18 protein-coding genes are annotated in these 21,005 nt (G+C 38.5%); 11 read left to right on the top strand and 7 right to left on the bottom strand.

Translation table 11 applies throughout. The features are described 5' to 3' along the window. Positions 1 to 260 precede the first annotated feature (260 nt). From ACTJJH_RS04750 to astE, 7 genes are all read left to right on the top strand, one after another. A complete protein-coding gene (locus ACTJJH_RS04750) occupies positions 261 to 1,694 on the top strand; it encodes an amino acid permease (protein ID WP_327742107.1) in 1,434 nt (477 codons plus the stop codon). Positions 1,695 to 2,726: 1,032 nt separating this feature from the next. Then, positions 2,727 to 3,998 (top strand): Glu/Leu/Phe/Val family dehydrogenase, encoded by a 1,272-nt coding sequence (locus ACTJJH_RS04745; protein ID WP_005078412.1) that lies wholly within the window; start codon positions 2,727 to 2,729, stop codon positions 3,996 to 3,998. 136 nt (positions 3,999 to 4,134) lie between these two features. Then, positions 4,135 to 5,349, top strand: a complete 1,215-nt coding sequence (locus ACTJJH_RS04740) for an aspartate aminotransferase family protein (RefSeq protein ID WP_440600808.1) — start codon at positions 4,135 to 4,137, stop codon at positions 5,347 to 5,349. Positions 5,350 to 5,367: 18 nt separating this feature from the next. Further along, positions 5,368 to 6,399 carry an arginine N-succinyltransferase gene (gene astA / locus ACTJJH_RS04735; RefSeq protein WP_002116871.1) on the top strand — a complete coding sequence of 344 codons (1,032 nt, stop codon included), beginning with the start codon at positions 5,368 to 5,370 and terminating at the stop codon, positions 6,397 to 6,399. Continuing rightward, positions 6,399 to 7,868 (top strand): succinylglutamate-semialdehyde dehydrogenase, encoded by a 1,470-nt coding sequence (gene astD, locus ACTJJH_RS04730; RefSeq protein WP_327742111.1) that lies wholly within the window; start codon positions 6,399 to 6,401, stop codon positions 7,866 to 7,868. Before astA ends, astD begins: the two co-directional genes overlap by 1 nt. 18 nt (positions 7,869 to 7,886) lie before the next feature. After that, a complete protein-coding gene (gene astB, locus ACTJJH_RS04725; protein WP_002116805.1) occupies positions 7,887 to 9,230 on the top strand; it encodes an N-succinylarginine dihydrolase in 1,344 nt (447 codons plus the stop codon). A gap of 12 nt (positions 9,231 to 9,242) precedes the next feature. Next, the gene (gene astE, locus ACTJJH_RS04720) at positions 9,243 to 10,217 is read left to right on the top strand and encodes a succinylglutamate desuccinylase (protein ID WP_327742112.1); all 975 of its coding nucleotides are present in this window, start codon (positions 9,243 to 9,245) and stop codon (positions 10,215 to 10,217) included. Between the two features lie 60 nt (positions 10,218 to 10,277). Here astE and ACTJJH_RS04715 read toward each other — a convergent pair whose 3' ends face one another. Further along, positions 10,278 to 11,072 carry a hypothetical protein gene (locus tag ACTJJH_RS04715; protein WP_032036665.1) on the bottom strand — a complete coding sequence of 265 codons (795 nt, stop codon included), beginning with the start codon at positions 11,070 to 11,072 and terminating at the stop codon, positions 10,278 to 10,280. A gap of 586 nt (positions 11,073 to 11,658) precedes the next feature. Between ACTJJH_RS04715 and ACTJJH_RS04710 the strand changes: the two genes are divergently transcribed. Both ACTJJH_RS04710 and ACTJJH_RS04705 read left to right on the top strand, forming a co-directional pair. Beyond that, positions 11,659 to 11,967, top strand: coding sequence for a hypothetical protein (locus ACTJJH_RS04710; RefSeq protein ID WP_032036666.1), 309 nt, complete (start codon positions 11,659 to 11,661; stop codon positions 11,965 to 11,967). Positions 11,968 to 12,002: 35 nt separating this feature from the next. Continuing rightward, positions 12,003 to 13,358: a S8 family peptidase gene (locus tag ACTJJH_RS04705; RefSeq protein WP_032036668.1), complete on the top strand. Its 1,356-nt coding sequence runs from the start codon at positions 12,003 to 12,005 to the stop codon at positions 13,356 to 13,358. Positions 13,359 to 13,460: 102 nt separating this feature from the next. On the opposite strand, the gene ACTJJH_RS04700 is transcribed toward ACTJJH_RS04705, so the two are convergent. From ACTJJH_RS04700 to ACTJJH_RS04690, 3 genes are all read right to left on the bottom strand, one after another. Further along, positions 13,461 to 13,895 (bottom strand): hypothetical protein, encoded by a 435-nt coding sequence (locus tag ACTJJH_RS04700; protein WP_032036670.1) that lies wholly within the window; start codon positions 13,893 to 13,895, stop codon positions 13,461 to 13,463. A 95-nt stretch (positions 13,896 to 13,990) separates the two neighbouring features. Continuing rightward, entirely contained in the window at positions 13,991 to 14,410 is a 420-nt protein-coding gene (locus ACTJJH_RS04695; protein ID WP_032036672.1) for a hypothetical protein, read from the bottom strand. A 147-nt stretch (positions 14,411 to 14,557) separates the two neighbouring features. After that, positions 14,558 to 15,424 carry a LysR family transcriptional regulator gene (locus ACTJJH_RS04690; RefSeq protein WP_032036673.1) on the bottom strand — a complete coding sequence of 289 codons (867 nt, stop codon included), beginning with the start codon at positions 15,422 to 15,424 and terminating at the stop codon, positions 14,558 to 14,560. 108 nt (positions 15,425 to 15,532) lie between these two features. Here ACTJJH_RS04690 and ACTJJH_RS04685 point away from each other — a divergent pair, with 108 nt between their 5' ends. Together ACTJJH_RS04685 and ACTJJH_RS04680 are read left to right on the top strand one after the other, a co-directional pair. Then, positions 15,533 to 16,435, top strand: coding sequence for a DMT family transporter (locus tag ACTJJH_RS04685; RefSeq protein ID WP_410560866.1), 903 nt, complete (start codon positions 15,533 to 15,535; stop codon positions 16,433 to 16,435). 67 nt (positions 16,436 to 16,502) lie between these two features. Further along, a complete protein-coding gene (locus tag ACTJJH_RS04680; RefSeq protein ID WP_002116836.1) occupies positions 16,503 to 16,787 on the top strand; it encodes a YciI family protein in 285 nt (94 codons plus the stop codon). A gap of 57 nt (positions 16,788 to 16,844) precedes the next feature. On the opposite strand, the gene ACTJJH_RS04675 is transcribed toward ACTJJH_RS04680, so the two are convergent. The 3 genes from ACTJJH_RS04675 to glyQ all read right to left on the bottom strand — a co-directional run bounded on the left by ACTJJH_RS04675 (position 16,845) and on the right by glyQ (position 20,945). Further along, a complete protein-coding gene (locus ACTJJH_RS04675) occupies positions 16,845 to 17,675 on the bottom strand; it encodes a hypothetical protein (RefSeq protein WP_032036677.1) in 831 nt (276 codons plus the stop codon). A 223-nt stretch (positions 17,676 to 17,898) separates the two neighbouring features. Then, the gene (glyS, locus tag ACTJJH_RS04670) at positions 17,899 to 19,968 is read right to left on the bottom strand and encodes a glycine--tRNA ligase subunit beta (RefSeq protein WP_440600807.1); all 2,070 of its coding nucleotides are present in this window, start codon (positions 19,966 to 19,968) and stop codon (positions 17,899 to 17,901) included. After that, on the bottom strand, positions 19,968 to 20,945 hold the full coding sequence (gene glyQ, locus ACTJJH_RS04665; protein WP_002044989.1) for a glycine--tRNA ligase subunit alpha: 978 nt from the start codon (positions 20,943 to 20,945) through the stop codon (positions 19,968 to 19,970). Before glyQ ends, glyS begins: the two co-directional genes overlap by 1 nt. Positions 20,946 to 21,005 lie beyond the last annotated feature (60 nt).

Raw genomic sequence — 21,005 nt, 5'->3', positions numbered from 1 at the left:
AAGTAGGCATAACCAGTAATGTATATAAATATTATATTTAAAAATAAATGGGTTTTCATAATACATAAATTGTAGAAATAATATAAGATTAATTAAAATACAGTTATAGCTATAAAAAAATATAACTAAATGTTTTTACTATATATTTTATTTTTACCTGAAGGACTTGGTTAAAATAAGTTCACTATTCAAAGATAATTGCATATTTATTTTTTTCTCCTAAAATGATTTTTTACTAAATTGTCGTTACAGTTTTTTATATGCAATCATTAAATTATCGGAATAATGATGCATCGCAACATGGAAGTTCTGCACCTTTGAAACGAGCAATGAGTACTCGACATTTGGTGATGATCTCCCTTGGCGGTGCCATAGGTACAGGTCTTTTTTTAGGGTCTGGTGATGTAATTTCCCAAGCAGGCCCAATTGGCGCAATTATTTCTTATTTTTTGGGCGGTTTAATTGCCTATACCGTGATGTTATGCCTTGGTGAGCTTGCGGTTCATGTACCGGAATCAGGTTCTTTTGGTGAATACGCCCGCCGTTATATTGGTCCGGGTACGGGCTATATGATTACTTGGCTCTATTGGTTAACTTGGACTGCAACTTTGGGGACTGAGTTTACTGCGGCAGCTTTATTGGTGCAGGAGTGGTTTCCATCTATCTCGGTATGGGCTTGGACTCTTTTTTTTGGCGCCTTAGTTTTTTTCCTTAATATCAGTTCAACTCGATTATTTGCCGAATCTGAATTCTGGTTGGCCCTCGTCAAAGTTATTACAATCATCTGTTTTATTGGTTTAGGTCTACTGGCAATTTTTGGCTTTATTCCTTACCAAGGACATGAAACAGCGCCATTATTTAGTAACCTGACTGCTCACGGTTGGTTCCCAAACGGTCTCTTCCCAATTTTTGCTACTATGCTGATTGTTAACTTTGCTTTTTCGGGCACAGAATTAATTGGAGTAGCGGCGGGGGAAGCTGAGAATCCAGCACAGACAGTTCCTAAAGCAATCAATGCGGCTATTTGGCGTTTACTGATTTTCTTTGTTGGTACAATTGTGGTGATTAGTTCATTACTGCCGTTCCAGCTTGCAGGCCTTAGTGCAAATGAAGTAAGTAATAGTCCTTTTGTGACGGTATTTAACTATATTGGTATTCCATACGCAGAAGATATTATCCGCTTTGTAATTATTACGGCTTTACTTTCTGCTGCAAATTCTGGGTTGTTTGCTGCTTCGCGTATGATGTGGTCGCTTTCGGCGAAAAATCAGTTACCAAAAATATTTTCTAAATTAACTCCTTCTGGAACACCGATTGTTGCCATTACCGTAACTATGTTTGGTGCAATTCCTGGGTTGCTTTCAGAACAATTCGCGCCAGAAACAATTTTTAAGAATTTGTTGGGAGTAGCTGCTTTTACGATGGTTGTGGTTTGGATTGCGATTTGCGTTTCACAATTTAACTTCCGTAGACAGTGGTATAAGTCAGGTAAAACAGCAAAAGATTTACGCTTCGCGGCACCTCTTTTCCCTCTTACTCCAATTGTAGGTGGGCTGTTCTGTATCGTTACCTGTATCAGTATGGTGTTTGACCCATCTATGCAAGTTGGTTTTATCTGCTGCATTATTTTTATCATTTTATGTTATGCAAGCTACTTCATTTTTTATCGAAAGAAAGATCTAGTGCAAAGCTAAGCTTTTTAGTCGAAAAATGTGTTTTTAAAGGTCCCGAAAGGGGCCTTTTTTTGTGCCTTAGAGGAACTACAAAAGAAAGAATTTCTATATTTTTTTTAAAAATGAAGTTTTATTTTTGATCATGAAAACAAATATTGTTTTATAAAATTACCATTTATCGGATTCTTATTAATATTTATTTATTATTAATAGTTGATTAAGTCTATGTTTAGCTTGGTTATTTGATAAAGAGGTTTTTGGGTTTTTATAAAATATGAATTAGAAATGGACTTATTATAGATTTAATGTAGAGAGGGTATAATTTTTTGACAAATTCATAAAGGTGATTAATTTTTAAGTTATTGTTATTTATGATTTTAATTTGGTGTATTTTTTTAAATTATGATTTTATGTTTTCTATAAATTTTTTTTATTAAAGTTAAGCTTTTTTTAATATTTGTTGTTTTTTTATTATAAAGATTAGTGCGATTTGATTATTTTTTCTCTGCTTATTTATTTTAAAATGTTCTAAATGAGTGTGCTCTATGCTATATTTATTGGAAGATTTTATAGCTATGTTCCGGCTTAATTTTAAGCGGTGTGTGTAGAGATAATTAATCTGTAGCATTATTGAACAATGTTTATTTTTAAAAAGACTAATGGAGGGATCTATCGATTAGTCAAAATAATTTTTATGGACATATGATTTTTTTATAAATCATCGTTCTTTTTAACTCCCAAACGGTTATGCCATTTCTTTTGTATTTATATTTCAGCCGACTGGATTAAGTGGGTTGTGGTTAAACTTTGCTTTTATAAAGATAGCTTTATAAACAGTAAGTTACATGAAAGAAAGCTTGTAAAAGATATCGATATATAAAAGTAGATCATACTTTTAGTATCAACAAATGGAATTTAAAAAATCTAATGCTTTAGAAGAGCAGAAGGTTTAGTAAATAAACTAAGACTTTGTTATTGCAAGGTTTTGGTTGCTGAATAATAAAGACTACGGATTTATCAAATCTGAGTCTATGAAGGTATATAGGAAAAAAGATGTCAGATCTTTCATACGTAAACGAACATAGCGATGCATGGCAAACTTACTTGGCACAAATTGACCGTGTAGCGCCATATTTAGAACACTTAGCTGATTATATCGATACTTTAAAACGTCCTAAGCGTGCGCTTATTGTTGACGTGCCAATCGTGATGGATGACGGTTCGATCCAGCACTTTGAAGGTTACCGTGTACAACACAACTTGTCTCGTGGTCCGGGTAAAGGCGGTGTTCGTTACCATCCAAATGTTGATTTGAATGAAGTGATGGCGTTGTCTGCATGGATGACAATTAAAACTGCTGTTTTGAATTTGCCATTTGGTGGTGCAAAAGGTGGTATCCGTGTTGATCCACGTAAATTATCAACTCGTGAATTAGAGCGTTTGACTCGTCGTTATACGACTGAAATTGGTCATATTATTGGGCCTCAAAAAGATATTCCTGCTCCAGACGTTGGTACGAATGCCAATATCATGGGTTGGATGATGGATACTTATTCTACTAGCCAAGGTCACACGGTAACTGGTGTTGTAACTGGTAAACCAGTTCACTTAGGCGGTTCTTTAGGTCGTGTAAAAGCAACTGGTCGTGGCGTATTCGTTACAGGTCGTGAAGTAGCAGCAAAAATTAATTTACCAATTGAAGGCGCGAAAGTTGCTATTCAAGGTTTTGGTAACGTAGGTAGTGAAGCAGCTTTCTTATTTGTTGAATCGAAAGCGAAAGTTACACACGTTCAAGACCACACTGGCACAATTTTCAATGCTGACGGTATTGATCTTGAAGCATTACGTGATCACGTAAATGCAAATCAAGGTGTTGGTGGTTTTGCCGGCGCTCAATCAATTGCTGACGAAGATTTCTGGACAGCTGAAGTTGACATTATTGTTCCAGCTGCACTAGAAGGTCAAATCACTGTTGAACGTGCTCAAAAACTTAAAGCTAAGTTGATTTTAGAAGGCGCAAACGGCCCGACATATCCTAAAGCTGAAGACGTATTAGTTGAGCGTGGCATTGTTGTAGTTCCTGACGTGGTATGTAACGCCGGCGGTGTAACTGTAAGTTACTTCGAATGGGTTCAAGACATGGCGAGCTACTTCTGGAGCGAAGAAGAAATCAACGAACGTTTAGACAAGTTGATGGTTCAAGCTATGGAAGATGTTTGGAATACAGCAAACAGCAACGCTTGTACTTTACGTACAGCGGCTTACATCTTGGCATGTGAGCGTATCTTAAAAGCTCGTAAGGAACGCGGTATTTTCCCAGGCTAATCTGCGGAAATTACTTTTAGAAAAAGTGGTCTGAACAAATATAAAGGATGTTATAGGGTTTATTTGTTCAGTCCCTTTTTCTGAATTATTCAAATTTAAGTGTTATCGAATATATTAAATAAATACTGAGGTAAGCATGGAACAGCCAATTTCTGTAACTCGAAGCAACTTTAACGACTGGATGGTTCCAGTTTTTGCACCGGCAAATTTCATTCCGGTACGTGGCGAAGGTTCACGTATTTGGGATCAAGAAAATAAAGAATATATCGATTTTGCAGGCGGGATTGCAGTAAATGCATTAGGTCATGCGCATCCAGTGGCAGTAAATGCTTTAACAGAACAAGCAACAAAACTTTGGCATGTCGGTAACGGTTATACAAATGAACCCGTTCTACGCCTTGCAAAACAACTCACTGAAAATACATTTGCAGACAAGGTTTTCTTCTGTAACTCAGGTGCAGAAGCGAACGAAGCTGCTTTAAAACTAGCTCGTAAAGTTGGACTAGACAGCGGTGTTGCTGGCAAAAGTGGCATTGTGGCATTTAATAATGCGTTCCATGGCCGTACCTTATTTACCGTTTCAGCGGGTGGTCAACCTAAATATTCACAAGACTTTGCACCACTTCCAAATGGTATCAACCATGTTGCTTTTAACGATTTAGAAGCTGCAAAAGCGGTCATTAATGGACAAACATGTGCAGTTATTGTTGAACCGATCCAAGGTGAAGGCGGCGTTATTCCTGCTGACATCGAATTTTTAAAAGGCTTAAGAGCACTGTGTGATGAGTTTGGTGCCTTACTGATTTTTGATGAAGTGCAAACAGGTGTTGGCCGTACAGGTGCACTATATGCCTACATGAACTCTGGTGTTATTCCAGATGTGTTAACTACTGCAAAAGCACTAGGTGGTGGTTTTCCGGTCGGTGCAATGCTAACAACCGATAAGTTTGCTCCGCATTTTTCAGTGGGTACACATGGTACGACTTATGGTGGTAACCCGTTAGCAAGTGCGGTTGCAGGGGCTGTATTTGAATTTATTAATACGCCTGAAGTGCTGAATGGTGTAAAACATCGTCATCAATATTTCCTAGACGCATTAAATAAATTAAATACTGAATACCCGATTTTTGAAGAAATTCGTGGTCAAGGCTTACTCATTGGTTGTGTATTAAAAGCTGAGTATGCAGGGAAAGCGAAAGACATTACGACTTGGGCGGGCGAAGAAGGTTTGCTTGCTTTAATCGCGGGACCAAACGTAGTTCGTTTTACACCGTCTCTGATTATTCCTGAACAAGATATTGATGAAGGAATTGCTCGTTTAAAACGCGCATTGGCAAAGTTGGCTAAATAAAAAAAAGGAAAGCTAGCCATGATGATCGTCCGTCATGCCGAGTTTCGAGACCTTGAAGATATTTATAAATTAGCAGGTAAGTCGGGTGTAGGCCTGACTTCCTTGCCGCAAAATATGGATACACTTTCGGCTCGAATTTCACGTACTCGCAATACTTTAAATGGCAATGTCCATAAAAGTGAACAAGGTTATTTATTTGTTCTTGAAGATACAGAAGCTCAACGTGTTATTGGGTTAAGTGCAATTGAAGTTGCTGTAGGACTCATTGAACCTTGGTACAACTTTCATGTTGGTACTCAAGTACACGCTTCAAAAGCATTAAATGTCTATAAGTCATTGCCAACTTTATTTTTAAGTAATGACAGAACAGGTAGTAGCGAACTCTGTACATTATTTTTAGATCCAGAGCGTCGTGAAAACCAAAACGGTAAGTTTTTATCGAAAATCCGTTTTATGTTTATCGCTGCCTTTAAGCAATATTTCGAGAAAAAGTTAATTGCTGAAATGCGTGGTTTCTCAGATGAAAATGGATGTTCTCCATTTTGGGATGCGATTGGTCACCATTTCTTTAATATGGATTTTTCAACAGCAGACTATTTAAGTGGAATTGGGCAAAAAGTGTTTATTGCAGAGCTTATGCCACGTTTCCCAGTCTATGTAGATCTCTTGCCAAAAGATGCGCAAGAGGTAATTGGAAAAATGCATCCACAAACTTTACCTGCTTATCATGTGCTTGAGTCGGAAGGCTTACGCTATCAAGGATATGTCGATATTTTTGATGCTGGCCCAACCATTGAAGCCAATATTGATGAATTGCGAGCAGTAAAAGAAAGTCAGTTACTAAACGTCAAAATTACAAGTGAAGCTGCGGTCGGTAAGACCCAATATCTCATTGCCAATGATAATTATCATGACTATAAGGCAATGCTGTTAAAGCTTGATCTTGTTGATAACACAATAAATTTAACACATGAACAAGCTGAAAAACTCGGTGTACAAGAAGGTCACGTTGTTCGTGTGTTATCACTAAATCCAATGGAAGTATCCTGATGTCAAACTCTTTATTTATAAACGGTGTCTGGTTACAAGGCAGCGGCGCAACATTTGAGAAAACAAATCCGGTTGATAACCAAACTGTATGGTCAGGTGCCGAGGCTACTGCTACTGATGTAGAGCAAGCTTGTCAGGCAGCGCGTACTGCATTTCCAGCTTGGGCGCGGTTACCACTTGCAGAGCGTGTAGCGATTGTTGAAAAATTTGCTGCTTTGCTTGAAGAAAATAAAAAGTATTTAGCAGAAGTCATTAGCCAAGAAACCAGTAAGCCATTTTGGGAAACGTTAACTGAAGTTCAATCAATGATTGGCAAAGTTGCGATTTCGATTCGCGCTTACCACCAGCGTACAGGCGAAAGCTCAACTGAAATGGCCGATGGTGTAGCATCTTTACGTCATCGTCCGCATGGTGTGCTTGCAGTTTTCGGTCCATATAACTTCCCGGGCCATCTACCAAATGGGCATATTGTTCCTGCATTGCTTGCTGGCAACACAGTTGTATTTAAACCAAGTGAATTAACGCCTTGGACTGCTGAAGAAACTGTGAAACTTTGGCAGCAAGCTGGTTTGCCAAATGGTGTGATGAACTTGGTGCAAGGTGGTCGTACCACGGGTGAAGCTTTGGCTGCTTCACATGAAATTGATGGTTTATTGTTTACCGGAAGTGCGAACACAGGTTATCACTTGCATAAGCAAATGGCGGGTGCACCTGAAAAAATTCTTGCGCTTGAAATGGGCGGTAATAATGCATTGATTATTGATGAAATTGTTGATGCCGATGCAGTAGTTAATCTTGCTATTCAATCTGCTTTTGTTTCGGCAGGTCAGCGTTGTACATGTGCACGCCGTATCTTGGTAAAAAATGGTGCTGAAGGTGATGCATTTATTCAACGTTTTGTTGAAGTTGCTAAAAACCTAAAAGTTGGCCGTTGGAACGACGAACAACAACCATTTATGGGTGGGGTAATCTCGTCAGTTGCTGCAACAAACATGATGAATGCTCAGCAAAAGTTACTTGAGCTGGGTGCAAAAAGTTTATTAGCCATGACACGTCCTCAAGAAGACAGCTCTCTACTTACTCCGGGTATTGTTGATGTCACAGGCGTGAAAGATATTCCAGATGAAGAATATTTTGGTCCGCTTACCACTATTCAACGTTATGACAACTTTGATGAAGCATTAAAAATTGCTAACGCAACTCGTTTTGGCTTGTCAGTTGGTTTGGTTTCACCAAAACGCGAACTGTTTGATGACTTACTCATCGAAGCACGTGCCGGTATTGTGAATTGGAATAAGCCATTAACTGGGGCTTCAAGTGCCGCGCCATTTGGTGGTGTAGGGGCGTCAGGTAATCACCGCGCGAGTGCTTTTTATGCAGCTGATTATTGTGCTTGGCCAATGGCATCACTTGAAAGTGACAGCTTAACTTTACCAGAAAAATTATCTCCAGGGATTGTGTTGCCTTAAACACTAGGGAAAGAAAAAATGAAAGGATATGAAGTAAATTTCGATGGTTTAGTGGGACCAACACATCACTACGCGGGTTTGTCGTTTGGTAATGAAGCATCGACAAAAAACCGTAATAATACCTCGAATCCAAAATTAGCAGCTAAACAAGGTTTGCTAAAGATGAAAGCCTTGGCTGACATGGGAATGAAACAAGGTGTACTTGCTCCGCATGAGCGTCCACATGTTCCAATGTTACGCCGTTTAGGTTTTACAGGTGATGACATTAGCGTTGTTGCTCAAGCAATGCGTCATTCACCTGAACTATTGTCATCTTTAAGTTCAGCTTCTCCAATGTGGACTGCCAATGCGGCTACCGTTTCACCTTCGGCAGATAGTCAAGATGAGCGCGTGCATTTTACAGCAGCGAACTTGAACAATAAGTTTCACCGTTCAATTGAAGCTGAAACTACAAGCCAAGTTTTACAAGCAATCTTTAAAAATGAACGCCACTTTGTACACCACGAAGCATTGCCACAAGTAGCTTTGTTTGGTGACGAAGGTGCAGCCAATCACAATCGTTTAGGTGGTGATTATGCTAAGCGCGGTGTTCAGGTGTTTGTTTATGGTCAACAACATTTAAATAATGGCTTGCCGGGACCAAAACGCTATCCGGCTCGTCAAACGCGTGAGGCAAGTGAAGCAATTGCACGTTTGCACCGTTTAGATGATGCACATACTGTTTTTGTTCAGCAAAATCCGGATGTAATTGATCAGGGCGTTTTCCATAATGATGTGATCGCGGTAAGTAACCAACAGGTTTTATTCCATCATCAACATGCCTTTTTAAATCAAGATCAGGCCTTTGCTGAAATTCGTCAAAAAATGGCAAGCATCGGTGAAGACTTTATTTCAATTGAAGTCCCTGAAAACCGTGTTACCGTTGACGATGCCGTAGCAACCTATTTATTTAATAGCCAAATTTTGACTCGTCCAGATGGCGGAATGACTATTGTTGTACCAGAAGAGTCTCGTCAAAATGCAGCAGTGTGGGGCTATTTAAATGACATGATTCAAATGGGCACACCAATTGATGCTATTCAGGTATATGACTTACGTGAAAGTATGCGTAACGGTGGTGGTCCAGCTTGCCTACGTTTACGTGTAGCTTTAAACGAAACTGAGTTAAATGCCGTAAATCCAAAAGTACTCATGAACGATCAGTTGTTTGGCACACTCAATCAATGGGTAGATAAACATTATCGTGATCGTTTAGCACAAGAAGATTTGGCTGATCCGCATTTGTTAATGGAAAGTCGTATGGCACTTGACGAACTGACCAAAATTTTAGGTTTAGGTTCGGTTTATCCTTTCCAAAAATAATGAGGAGGTGACATGCAAGATTTTCTAGCATTAACCTTACAAGGTGGGCAGCCTACAACTCGAGAAGGAAAACAAAATAATTTTTCTTGGCGTTGGTTGGGTGAAGGACTTCTTGAATGCACCCCAAATGCACAGTACGACAAAGCTGTCGTACTGTCAGCTGGAGTGCATGGTAATGAAACAGCACCAATTGAATTGTTATCTCATCTTTGCACGGATTTATTTGCAGGGCGTTTAAACCTTGCTGTGAGGTTGCTACTTGTATTGGGTAACCCCTATGCAATGCGTCAAGGCAAACGCTATGTGCATGACGATGTAAATCGAATGTTTTGTGGCGGGTATAAAACTCTAGGCGTGACTGAAGAATCAAAGCGTGCTGAAGTTTTAGAACAAGTTATCACGACTTTCTTTCAGGAAAGTGCAAGTGATGCTAAACGCTATCACTATGATTTACACACAGCAATTCGTGCTTCTTTGTTACCAACGTTTGCTTTATTTCCATATCAAACGCATGGTTATGATGCTGATTTAACAGCAAGTCTTGAAGCAGCCGATTTAGATGCTTTGGTTTATCACAATGCGGTAGGTAAAACGTTTACACATTTTACGAGTGAGAGTTTTAAAGCGGCGAGCGCAACTTTAGAGTTAGGCAAAGCCTTGCCATTTGGGCAAAATGACTTGAGCCAATTTGCTGCAATTGATGAAGTTATTCGTAATGTAGTTTCTGAGCAAGCCTTACCGCTACGCAATAAAACAAAAATTCGAGTCTTTAAAGTGTCTGATTCTTTAATTAAAAAAGATGAAGACTTCCAGATGAATTTATCTGCTGAAGCTCCGAATTTTTCGACTTTTACCAAAGGTGAAATCATTGCAACTCAACCTTCTGGTAATTATGTGGTTGAGCAAGATCAGGTCTGGATTTTATTTCCAAACCCAAATGTGAAGCTTGGTTTGCGTGCGGGCTTAGTTTTAACTGAAGCGAATTGAATACTTGTTTTTTGAGAAATAAAAAAGGGCAATTAATTGCCCTTTTTTATTTATAACGGATTAGTTATTACCGAAAAGGCCTTTAATAAAAGATTTCTTTTCAGCTTTTTGTGTAGTCGCTTGAGCGCCTGCATTTACGTTTGCATTTGCATTAATACCAGCAACATTAACACCAACGTTTACACCTGTTTGAGCGTTAACTCCATGAGCTGGTTGAGCTGCATTTAATTTTGCTTGAGCATCAGCTTTAGTGTCAGCTACAAACTCTTTTTGCTCAGCTTGGTTTTGAGCTACACGAGTTTTTACAGCATCTACATGCGCTTGAGCATTAGCTTGTTTTTCAGCAGTAAATTCTTTTTGGTCTGCTTGTTTTTCTGCAACTTTAGCTTTTACAGCATCAACACCTGCTTTTGTATCAGCTTTCGCTTCAACTGCTAAGTTTTTAGTACCGTTTGCAGCTTTAGTCGCTACATTTTTAGTACCTGTTACTGCTTCGGTAGCAAAATGTTTAGTACCAGTTGCGGCTTTAGTTGCTACATTTTTAGTACCTGTCGCAGCTTCGGCAGCAAAATGTTTTGTACCATTTGCAGCTTTAGAAGAAAGTTCAGTCACTTTTCCTGTTGTTTTTTTTGTTGCTTTAACTGTAGTGTCAGCCGCTACATGACCGGCATGCTTCGCTGAGCTACCTACATTATGAGCAGTATTTTTGACTGTATTGGCTACGCCACTAACAAGACCACCCGGTTGTACATTTACTTGAGCAGAAGCACCTGCATTAACGCCCGCACTTTGTGCAAAAATAGAGGCAGAAGCAAGAACACTTGCAGTAACGATAGCTGTTTTCATCATTTTCATTGCGATATCCTTCAAAGAATATACCCTTTTAGTGAGGTATTTCATAAACGCAAACGAATCATAGCCAAGGGAATATAGTCTTGTGAACTGTCTTCATCAAAATGTTACAACAGTGTTACGTTGAGTAAACAGACTAGGGATAAATTGTGAAGATTAATAAAAATTAATAATAAAGTGAAAAAGAACATTTATTTGTTAGATATTCTAATTAAGCTCGCTTATCTTTCCTTTTTTAAAAAATATCCTTTAATTTTTTCTCTTTCGGTTTTTCTCGACTTGTCCTTTATATCTTTAAATGTGATGTGAATCTAATTATTTATTAGAGGAAACGGCATAATTATTGCTTATTATGAGAATGGAGTGCTTTTTTAGCACTTTTTTGAACCATATTCTGCCAGAAATATAAATGTACAGGGCAGAACTGTATTTTTGCTTATTCGGGAAAAGGTACTTTAGCTTTTCTCAGGTTTGTATATTTCATGAAATAGAAATTTCACATGAAATATATTGAAAGAAATAGCGCTTTATTTCGAATAATCAAAAATAAAAATAGATATCTATAAACAAAAAAACAGAGATATGACAGATGAAAATTATTGCTTCCCTTCTTGTATTGGTCGGCTTGGTCGCCGTTGTTCTCTATCTTAAGCCGACAAGTGGTACATCTGATGTGTTCAATTCTGCTTTACATGAGTCGAATTCGCCACAACCAGACACATCGTCCTTTCTTTCTAAACTTAAGGAGCCTACTCAACCTAAAAATCTATCTCAACATTCAACTCATCCTCAATCGGTATCAGCTGATACTGTTCCTTTTTATGACACAAAAAGTGATCTTTCTATTCAACCGATTGATCCAGAAAAAGATCCAGCAAATGAAATAAAAGCGAAATAAGCAAATTGTTAGTTGAAAAACTACGGAGAAAAATAATGCAAAGTAAAACGTTATTTCTATTAGGTCTATGTACAATATTAAGTACAACTGCATCCGCTCTTCCTTTAGATTCTCAAGGTGCTAAACAGCGGTTAAATCAAGCAGCAAAACAAAAAGTATTTCAGGGCAAAATCGATTTGGATGCCTTGGTCAATAATGATTCGAATGATTTAATCGTCGAATACAATATTCCTTCGGTGAGTGTGCCTTCTGGTTTAGAGCGGCGGAGTTATATTGCAACAAATAAAAAGAATATACAGGCAAGGTTTAACCGTGCTGGTGGTGTCCAAGTACTTAGGGACTACAATAATTTGCCTTTAGCTTTCTATCGAATTAGTAATCGCGAAGCTTTGGTGACTTTATTAAATGATCCAAATGTTAAAGCGGTTTATCCGAACCGTATTAACCAGACTACGACCAATGAAAGTTTACCTTTAATTAATCAACCACAAGCCAATACCAATGGTTTTACGGGTGAAGGCTCTAGTGTGGCAGTAATTGATACAGGTGTGAATTATCTTCATTCTGATTTTGGCTGTACGGCAGTAAATACACCATCAAGCACATGTCGAGTGGTTTATTCATTTGATAGTGCACCAGATGATGGCGCTTTAGATGATGATGGGCATGGGAGTAATGTTTCAGGCATCGTATCTAAGGTTGCTACCAAAACCAAAATTATAGGTATTGATGTCTTTAGAAAAGTGAGATCCCAAGGTAAGTGGGTAAGCACAGCTTATGATAGTGATATCCTCGCAGGGATTAATTGGGCTGTAAATAATGCACAAACCTATAATATTAAAGCGGTGAATTTGAGCCTTGGCGTACCAGGTGTTAAATATACCTCGGAGTGTAGTGATAGCAGTTATGGAACTGCATTTGCCAATGCACGAGCTGCTGGTGTGGTGCCTGTAGTCGCTTCAGGCAATGATGCATTTTCAGATGGAATTTCATCTCCTGCCTGTGTTGCTGGTGCAGTAAGAGTAGGGGCTGTTTATGATAGTAATATTGGTGGTGTGTCATGGGGGAACCCAGTGAAATGTTCGGACCCAACCACAGCGGCAGATAAGGTAGCGTGCTTTAGTAATGGTGGTAGTCTTGTGACCTTATTAGCACCAGGAGCAATGATCACGGCGGGTGGTTATACCATGGGCGGTACATCTCAAGCGACACCACATGTGGCAGGTGCAATTGCTTTGTTACGAGCGAATAGCGTGAGTCCAACAGAAAGTATTGATCAAACCATCAGCCGTTTAAAAACGACAGGTAAACCAATTACTGACCCAAGAACGGGATTGGTTTTCCCACGTATTGATTTACTGGCAGCAACAAATGGTTTAACCATTAATTAATAGCTTATTTATAATTTTTTAAATTAGGTCCAAGAAATTTTTAAATAGCTATAACCCGTTGCAAAGGGTAACTTCTGCAACGGGCTTTTTATGAAAAAAGTATTAATTACACTTTGCTAGATTCGCTGGATTAAAGTTGCTTTGGAGTTTTTTGAAATTATTCTGAATTTCTGGATCTTGAATATTAAATGTCGTAGAGCTTTTGGTTGTAGAGCTGGTTGCCTGATTTAATATGCCTGATTCATCAGGATACTGCATAGTCGATGAGGTCGCTGAAATCAGACCATTATTATTAAAAGTCCAGTGCTCAGTTACATGTCCGCCCCCTAAATAGCCAGTAAATTCAATCATACAAGCCTGTTTATCTTGTTTAATGAGTTTGGCTACATTACCTGTAGTAGAAGGATAAGCCTCGATATTCGTATCTTGTTCTAAAACTTGTGCTTGAGAATAAGATGAAGAAGGAGGTGTAGAGGTTGCACATGCAGTTAATACTAAGCAGCATAGTGTTGAAAAGAAGAGTTTTTGACTATTCATAAGGCAGATTCCCAGCTTTCTTATAGTTAATGAAATTATTTCTAGATAAATATCTGTGTTTATAAGCGCGCGAAGTTATCGCGCTATCCAAAAAATTAGTTAGCTGCTGTGCTCGATTTACTTAATTCACCTTGCTCGATCGGAATATTTTCACCATTTCGGCTACTGGTAATATTTTGTTTGGCTTGCTCTATTTTCTGTTCAGTAAATACTTTGGCGGTATCTGCTTTTTGTTGAACGACTTCTGCTTTTTCAGCAGTAAATTCTTTGGTATTTTGCCATTTCTCACTAATTTTATTCGATGTTTTTTCAGAAGCACCTTGAATAGAGTTTCCTAAATTTTGTATGCCTTTGCCTGTTTTATACAACAGTACGCGCCCTAAGCTAGGATTGTCACCATAAGGTTGTGTTTTAGGTGTCGTTTCAACAACTTGTTGTGGCTGTGTTGTTTCTGCAAATAAGGTTGATGAAGCCAATATAGAACTTGTAACGCATAACACTTGTAAGGTTTTCATATGGATCAATCTCACCAACCAGAATCAAAAGATGAAGTAGTGATCTTACTGTTAAAAATAAAGCTTGTACTGCAATGAGATAAAACCCATACGATTTGATTACGATAAATCATCATTTAATAGCGCTAAACCAATCATTGCAATGATTCATAAACTAAATTCAGTCTTAATCAATTCTATAAACATGTCTCTGGCTTTATGGTTGCTCACATTTTTGTGCCAGAAAAAGTGGTTCTGCATAAAAGCAAGATATTCAAATTTATAACTTTGGATATGGGCCAAATTTTTATATTGCTCATAAATACTTTTAGGTACTAACGCCACCCCTGAGCCTGCACTGACACAGCCAATAATCGTGGCATAGCTGGTAATGCTGGTGATGGGAAGAGAGATATTCTTAAGTTTAAGCCATTCTTCAAGGGCTGCACGGTAAGGACAGCCTTCAGTCCACATAAAAATTTCTTTACCAATCAGGTCTTCTTGGCAATGAATCTCTCCCAAAGAGTGAGATGCAATTAAAACCATATCTTCTTGATAAATGCTGAGTTTATTGAGCATCGGAAACTCAATATTGCCCGCGACAATTGCACCATCAAGTTTATGTTGAGAAATATCAACTAATAGCTGTTTCCATGTGCCAGTAATAATTTGAATGGAAACCTCTGGAAAACGTTGATGATATTTCGCAAGTAAATTGGGGAGGCGAGTTGTGGCAGAAGATTCAATAGCCCCAATTTTTAATGGGCCAGAGGGCGGTGCATCAGGATGAATACTTCGTTTCGCTTCATCGCATAGCGCTAAAATTTTATGGCAATAATTAAGAAAGATCTCACCAGATGGAGTGAGGTTTAAACTTTTTCCTTCTCGATAAAACAAAGGTGCTCCAAGCTCTTCTTCGAGTTGTTTAATCCGTGTCGTAATGTTGGATGGTACACAATGCAGTTGCATTGATGCCTTTGCCATTGTTCCGCATTCAACCACGGTTTGGAACATCTTTAACTGAGCGATATCCATGTTTTATCATTCACTTTTAATGAATATTAAACTCAATATAAGTTAATTTTATTCAACTATCCATGCGCATATGATGAAAGAGTTCCATTTCATTAGTGCAGATTTAACATGGCAATTTCTCTTGCTGCCGAAACCCAGCCTCCCGCATTTAAGCTCTATTTATGTATTGCTGTGACTGTCTTTTGTTGGGGCTATTCACCTATTGGCGTACATAGTGCCTTGCATTCATATACACCGCAGCATATTGCCTTGCTTCGCTTTTTGATCGCATCGGTTTTTTTACTGCTTTTGGTCATGAAAAAAGGCATTCAGCCTTTAAAGTGGAAAGATGTTCCTGCGCTTGCAGTATTAGGATTTTTCTCTGTGACGCTGCATCATCTGCTTATCAATACAGGGCAGCAATATGTGACTGCGGTTGCATCTAGTATTTTGAGCCAATCTATTCCGTTATTTACCTTTATTATTTCAGCTTTGCTTTTTAAGGAACACATCAGTTTCAAACAATGGTTATGTATTTTATTGGGACTTTGCGGTGCCGTGTTGGTGGTCAGTGGAGATCATGGTTTTGGTGTACCGAGTCCTTATAGTTTATTGATTGTTTTGGCTGCAATTGCATGGGGTCTCTACTTTAATTTATATAAGAAATTTGCTTTAAATTATGATGCTTTGAGTATGATGTGCTACATCATTTGGTTCGGGACCATTCCTTTACTATTTTATAGTACTCATTTACCCCATGAAATTTTACATGCTACTTGGCAAGCCAATATGTCTATAGTTTTGTTGGGTATTTTCCCAAGTGCGATGGCTTATGTACTTTGGGGCTATGTTCTTAAAAATATGCCGTTAACAATTGCATCGAATTTTCTATATTGCTCGCCGATTGTCGCGATGATTTTGGCAGTTGTTTTCTTAAATGAAAAACCGTCAATAATGGTGCTGTTAGGTGGGGTGATTATTGTAGGGAGTTTGGTATGGATGAATTGGGGGAATAGGCGTACTATCGAATAATCTATAGATCATTAAACTATCTATAGACTAATGCTATGTCATACGCTACTTGCTTTAAGAGAATGAGATGATTGTTGTTACCCTGACCTATAAAAAACCGTTAGCCGAAGTTGATGCTGTACTGAAAGAGCATATTGCATTTTTAGATCATTACTATGAGCAAAAGAAGTTTTTAGCGTCGGGGCGCCGGGAAAATAGAGTAGGTGGGGTAATTTTAGTTCTAAGCTCTTCGATTCAAGAAGCTGAAGAGATTATGAAAAATGATCCGTTTTATATTCATGATGTGGCCGATTATGATTTTATGTGGTTTGAGCCGTCGAAAAGTTTAGAAGAAATTAAAGACTTTGTTTGATTACATTAGAGAACTACTTAAATTTAAGTAGTTCTCTAGCCTTTTGGTTAATATTTATTATTGCTCAACAATATAAATACTATTTTCGAATACATCTCCTTTACTCGTTTTAACTACACCAACACATAAATTGTCAGGAGTTTGGATAAAAGAAACTAAGGATGTATCTGCATTAGTTTTACAGTTTTTTTGCTTGTTCTCATCAAATGCTTTTAAGTTTAATTGATGTTGCAAATCTAAAGTGAATACTTGGCTAAGAGCGCTAAATGCTTGATCTGCTTTTTTCATAAATAATAAATTATTTTGAGCTTCCCATTCAGCTAAAGAAATACGTTCTTTGCTTACATAGTGATATAAGCGTTTTGTATCTGCATTATTGTCTGCCGCATTTTTAAATTGGGTCTTTAAACCAAAATTTACTTTTACAATTGGCTTTTCACGGAAAGAAAGGCGTGAATAAGGCACAATTTTAATTTCAGATGCCTGATTTAAACTTAGAAGTTTTAGAGTAGGATCTGCTTTATTTTTGGCGAGAGAATCGTTAATTTTTTGATTTATTAACTGGTCAAATTTAATAGGTTGATTGAGAGAGCTTTTTTCAATGGCTGAACTATTTGCATTTTTATCAATTGCCATTGCAACACCTACTCCGATAAGGCCAAACATTCCAGAAACTGGACTGGCTGAAGCACTACTTGCATCACCAACTAATATTTGGCTTTCCTTTACAAAGTAATCACCTGCACCTGATTCAGTCATTGAAGAAAGTTGTTCTGAAGAAACAGAAAGAGAGGTTTGTTTACCCGCTGCTGGATATTGAATCGATTTGGTCGTTGCACATCCAGTGAATAGTAATGTTGATATGAGTAATAAATTTAAGTTTTTCATTGCAATGGGACTTTGTTAAGTTTGGTAATTATTTGTTTTAGTTTATTGAATTGTGGATAAAAAGTGAAGGAAGTAAATAATTCTTATTTATTAATTGAACGTAAAATAATCATTTATAATTATATTGAATGAAATTCTTCAATAAAAAACCATGTTTCCAACTAGAGTGAAAACATGGTTTTTATTAAAGTCTAATTATACAAAAATTAATTTTTATATAATTTTAACCCTGCAACACGCTCACATCAGCCACTGCAGTAAACAAGTTACGTAACTGAGCCAATAAACGTAAACGGTTTGCTTTTAGGTCAGCATCATCTGCCATTACCATTACGCCATCAAAGAATGCATCAATCGGCGCGTGAAGTGCTGCAAGCTTAGAAAGAGCAGCTGTGTAATCTTTTGCTGCAAGTAATGGTTCAACCACTGGTGTCACTGCTTGAAGTTCAGCGAATAATGCTTTTTCAGCATCTTCAACTAAGTTCGCTTCAACTACAGAACCTTCTGGTGCTGCTTCTTTTGCAAGAATGTTAGCAACACGTTTATTTGCAGCAGCAAGTGCCGCAGCTTCAGGTAATGTGCGGAAGTGGTTAACAGCATTTACACGCTTGTCAAAATCAAGTGGAGATTTTGGTGCAAGTGCTTGAACAGCTTGAAGTACGTCAACGGCAACGCCTTGGTCTTCGTACTTAGCTCGGTAACGACCTTCCAAGAATGCAACTGCATCAGCACGAGTTTTGTCGTGGTCTTTAACGATATCGCCATAACCTTGAAGCGCAAGATTTACTAATTCTTCAATTGTTACATCTAATTCATTTTCAATAATTAAACGTAAGATACCAATTGCTGAACGACGAAGAGCAAATGGATCTTTAGAACCTGTAGGCGCTTGTCCAATACCAAAAATACCAACAAGCGTATCTAAACGGTCAGCAAGGGCAATAGTTGTACCTGTTTTGGTTTTTGGTAAAACATCACCCGCAAATTTTGGTAAGTATTGTTCACCTAAAGCTTCTGAAACTTCAGTGTTTTCACCTTCAATACGTGCGTAGTAAGTACCCGCAATACCTTGAAGTTCTGGGAATTCACCAACAAGCTCAGAGGTTAAGTCGCATTTAGCAAGTAATGCAGCTTTTTCAGCATCGGCTGGGTTTGCACCAGTGATTGAAGATAATGCAACTGCAAGTTTTGCAATACGTGTTGATTTGTCCCAAAGCGTACCAAGCTGTGCTTGGAATACCATATTTGCTAGTTTTTCTTTACGAGATGCAAGCGGTTGCTTTTGATCTTGTAAGAAGAAGAATTCAGCATCAGACAAACGAGGACGAACAACTTTTTCGTTACCTTCAATAATTTGAGTTGGGTCTTTAGATTCAATGTTTGAAACAGTAATGAAGTAAGGCTGTAATTTACCTTCTGCATTGATCAAGCAGAAATACTTCTGGTTGTCTTGCATTGTCGTAATAAGAGCTTCTTGCGGAACAGCTAAGTAGCGCTCTTCAAAAGTTGCACGTAACGCCACAGGCCATTCAACGAGGCTTGTTACTTCATCAAGTAAGTCAGCTGGAACAATCGCAGTTGCGTTCACTTCATCAGCTAACTTTTTCACTTGTTCTTGAATAGTTGCTTGACGCTTTTCAAAGTTCGCAACAACGTAAGCTTTTTCTAAAGCAGTTAAATAGTCATTTGCATGCGCTAAAGTCACTGCTTCAGGTGCATGGAAGCGGTGACCATAAGTCACATTGCCAGCTTTATGATCTTGAATAGTCGCGTCAACAATTTGGTCATCTTTGAGTAAAAGAACCCATTTCACTGGACGTACAAATTCGGTACGGCTTGCCGCAGAACGCATACGCTTAGCAATTGGTAAATTGTCTAATGCAGTTTGTAAAATCTGTGGAAGTAAAGCATCAAGGCTTTGACCTTTCACATCTTTTAAATAGCAAACTTTTTCAACTTTACCTGCTTGGAAAGTAGAAAGCTGATCAACTGTAATGCCTTGGCCACGCATAAAGCCTTCAAGTGCTTTAGTTGGTTTGCCTTCCGCATCGTAAGCCGCTTGAACAGCAGGGCCATCAAAGCGTTTTTGTGTATCAGCTTGTGCAGCATCGATATCAACAATTTTAAGGGCTAAGCGACGTGGGGCAGCATAAGCTTCGATTGATGCGAAGTTTAAGCCCGCATCTTTTAAGCCTTTTACCGTTTCTGCCTGTAAAGCATCACGTAAAGTTTTCAAGTTTTTTGGTGGAAGCTCTTCACAGCCAAGTTCGAATAAAACAGTATGTTTGCTCATTAGTTTTTCTCCGCCTTTGCTGCTTCACTTTCAGCTTGTGCTTTTAACTGTGCCAATACTTCATCACGTAAGTGTGGTTCTGCCATTGGGAAGCCAAGCTCTGCACGTGCTTGTACATAACTTTGTGCAATTGCACGAGCCAAAGTACGTACACGTAAAATATAACGTTGACGCTCAGTCACAGAAATTGCGCCACGTGCATCAAGCAAGTTAAAGGTATGAGACGCTTTAACGACTTGCTCATAAGCAGGAAGAGAAAGTTTTGCTTCAATTAAACGGTTTGCTTCTGACTCGTAAAAATCAAACAGTTCAAATAGTTTTTCAACTGGAGCGTATTCAAAATTATAAGTCGATTGTTCAACTTCATTTTGATGGAATACGTCGCCGTAAGTTACCGTGCCGAATTGGCCTTTCGTCCAAACAAGGTCATAAACCGAGTCAACACCTTGAAGGTACATTGCAAGACGTTCTAAACCGTAAGTGATTTCGCCTGTTACTGGGTAACATTCAACACCACCGACTTGTTGGAAGTAAGTGAACTGAGTTACTTCCATACCGTTAAGCCAAACTTCCCAACCTAAGCCCCAAGCCCCAAGCGTCGGGGATTCCCAGTTGTCTTCTACGAAGCGAATATCGTGAGTAAGCGTATCAATCCCAATTGCTTTTAAAGAATCAAGATAGAGCTGTTGGATGTTGTCTGGATTTGGCTTAAGCACCACTTGGAATTGGTAGTAGTGTTGCAAACGGTTTGGGTTTTCACCATAGCGACCATCTTTTGGACGACGTGAAGGTTGAACGTATGCAGCATTCCAAGTTTCAGGCCCTAAAGCACGTAAGAATGTTGCGGTGTGGAATGTTCCAGCGCCCATTTCCATGTCGTAAGGTTGTAATACGACGCAGCCTTGTTCGGCCCAATAGTTTTGTAGGGCAAGAATTAAGCCCTGAAATGTATCAATGTGCGAGATGGCGCGACTCATGTAGCATCCACGAATTTATGAGAAAAATTGCCACTAAGTATAAGGATTTTGTGGGGGAGT

It is taken from the genome of Acinetobacter sp. 22301, from assembly GCF_052045285.1.
Taxonomy (GTDB): Bacteria; Pseudomonadota; Gammaproteobacteria; order Pseudomonadales; family Moraxellaceae; genus Acinetobacter; species Acinetobacter pittii.
Note: the sequence above shows the minus strand (reverse complement) of the source record. Positions and strands in the feature narration are given on the sequence as shown.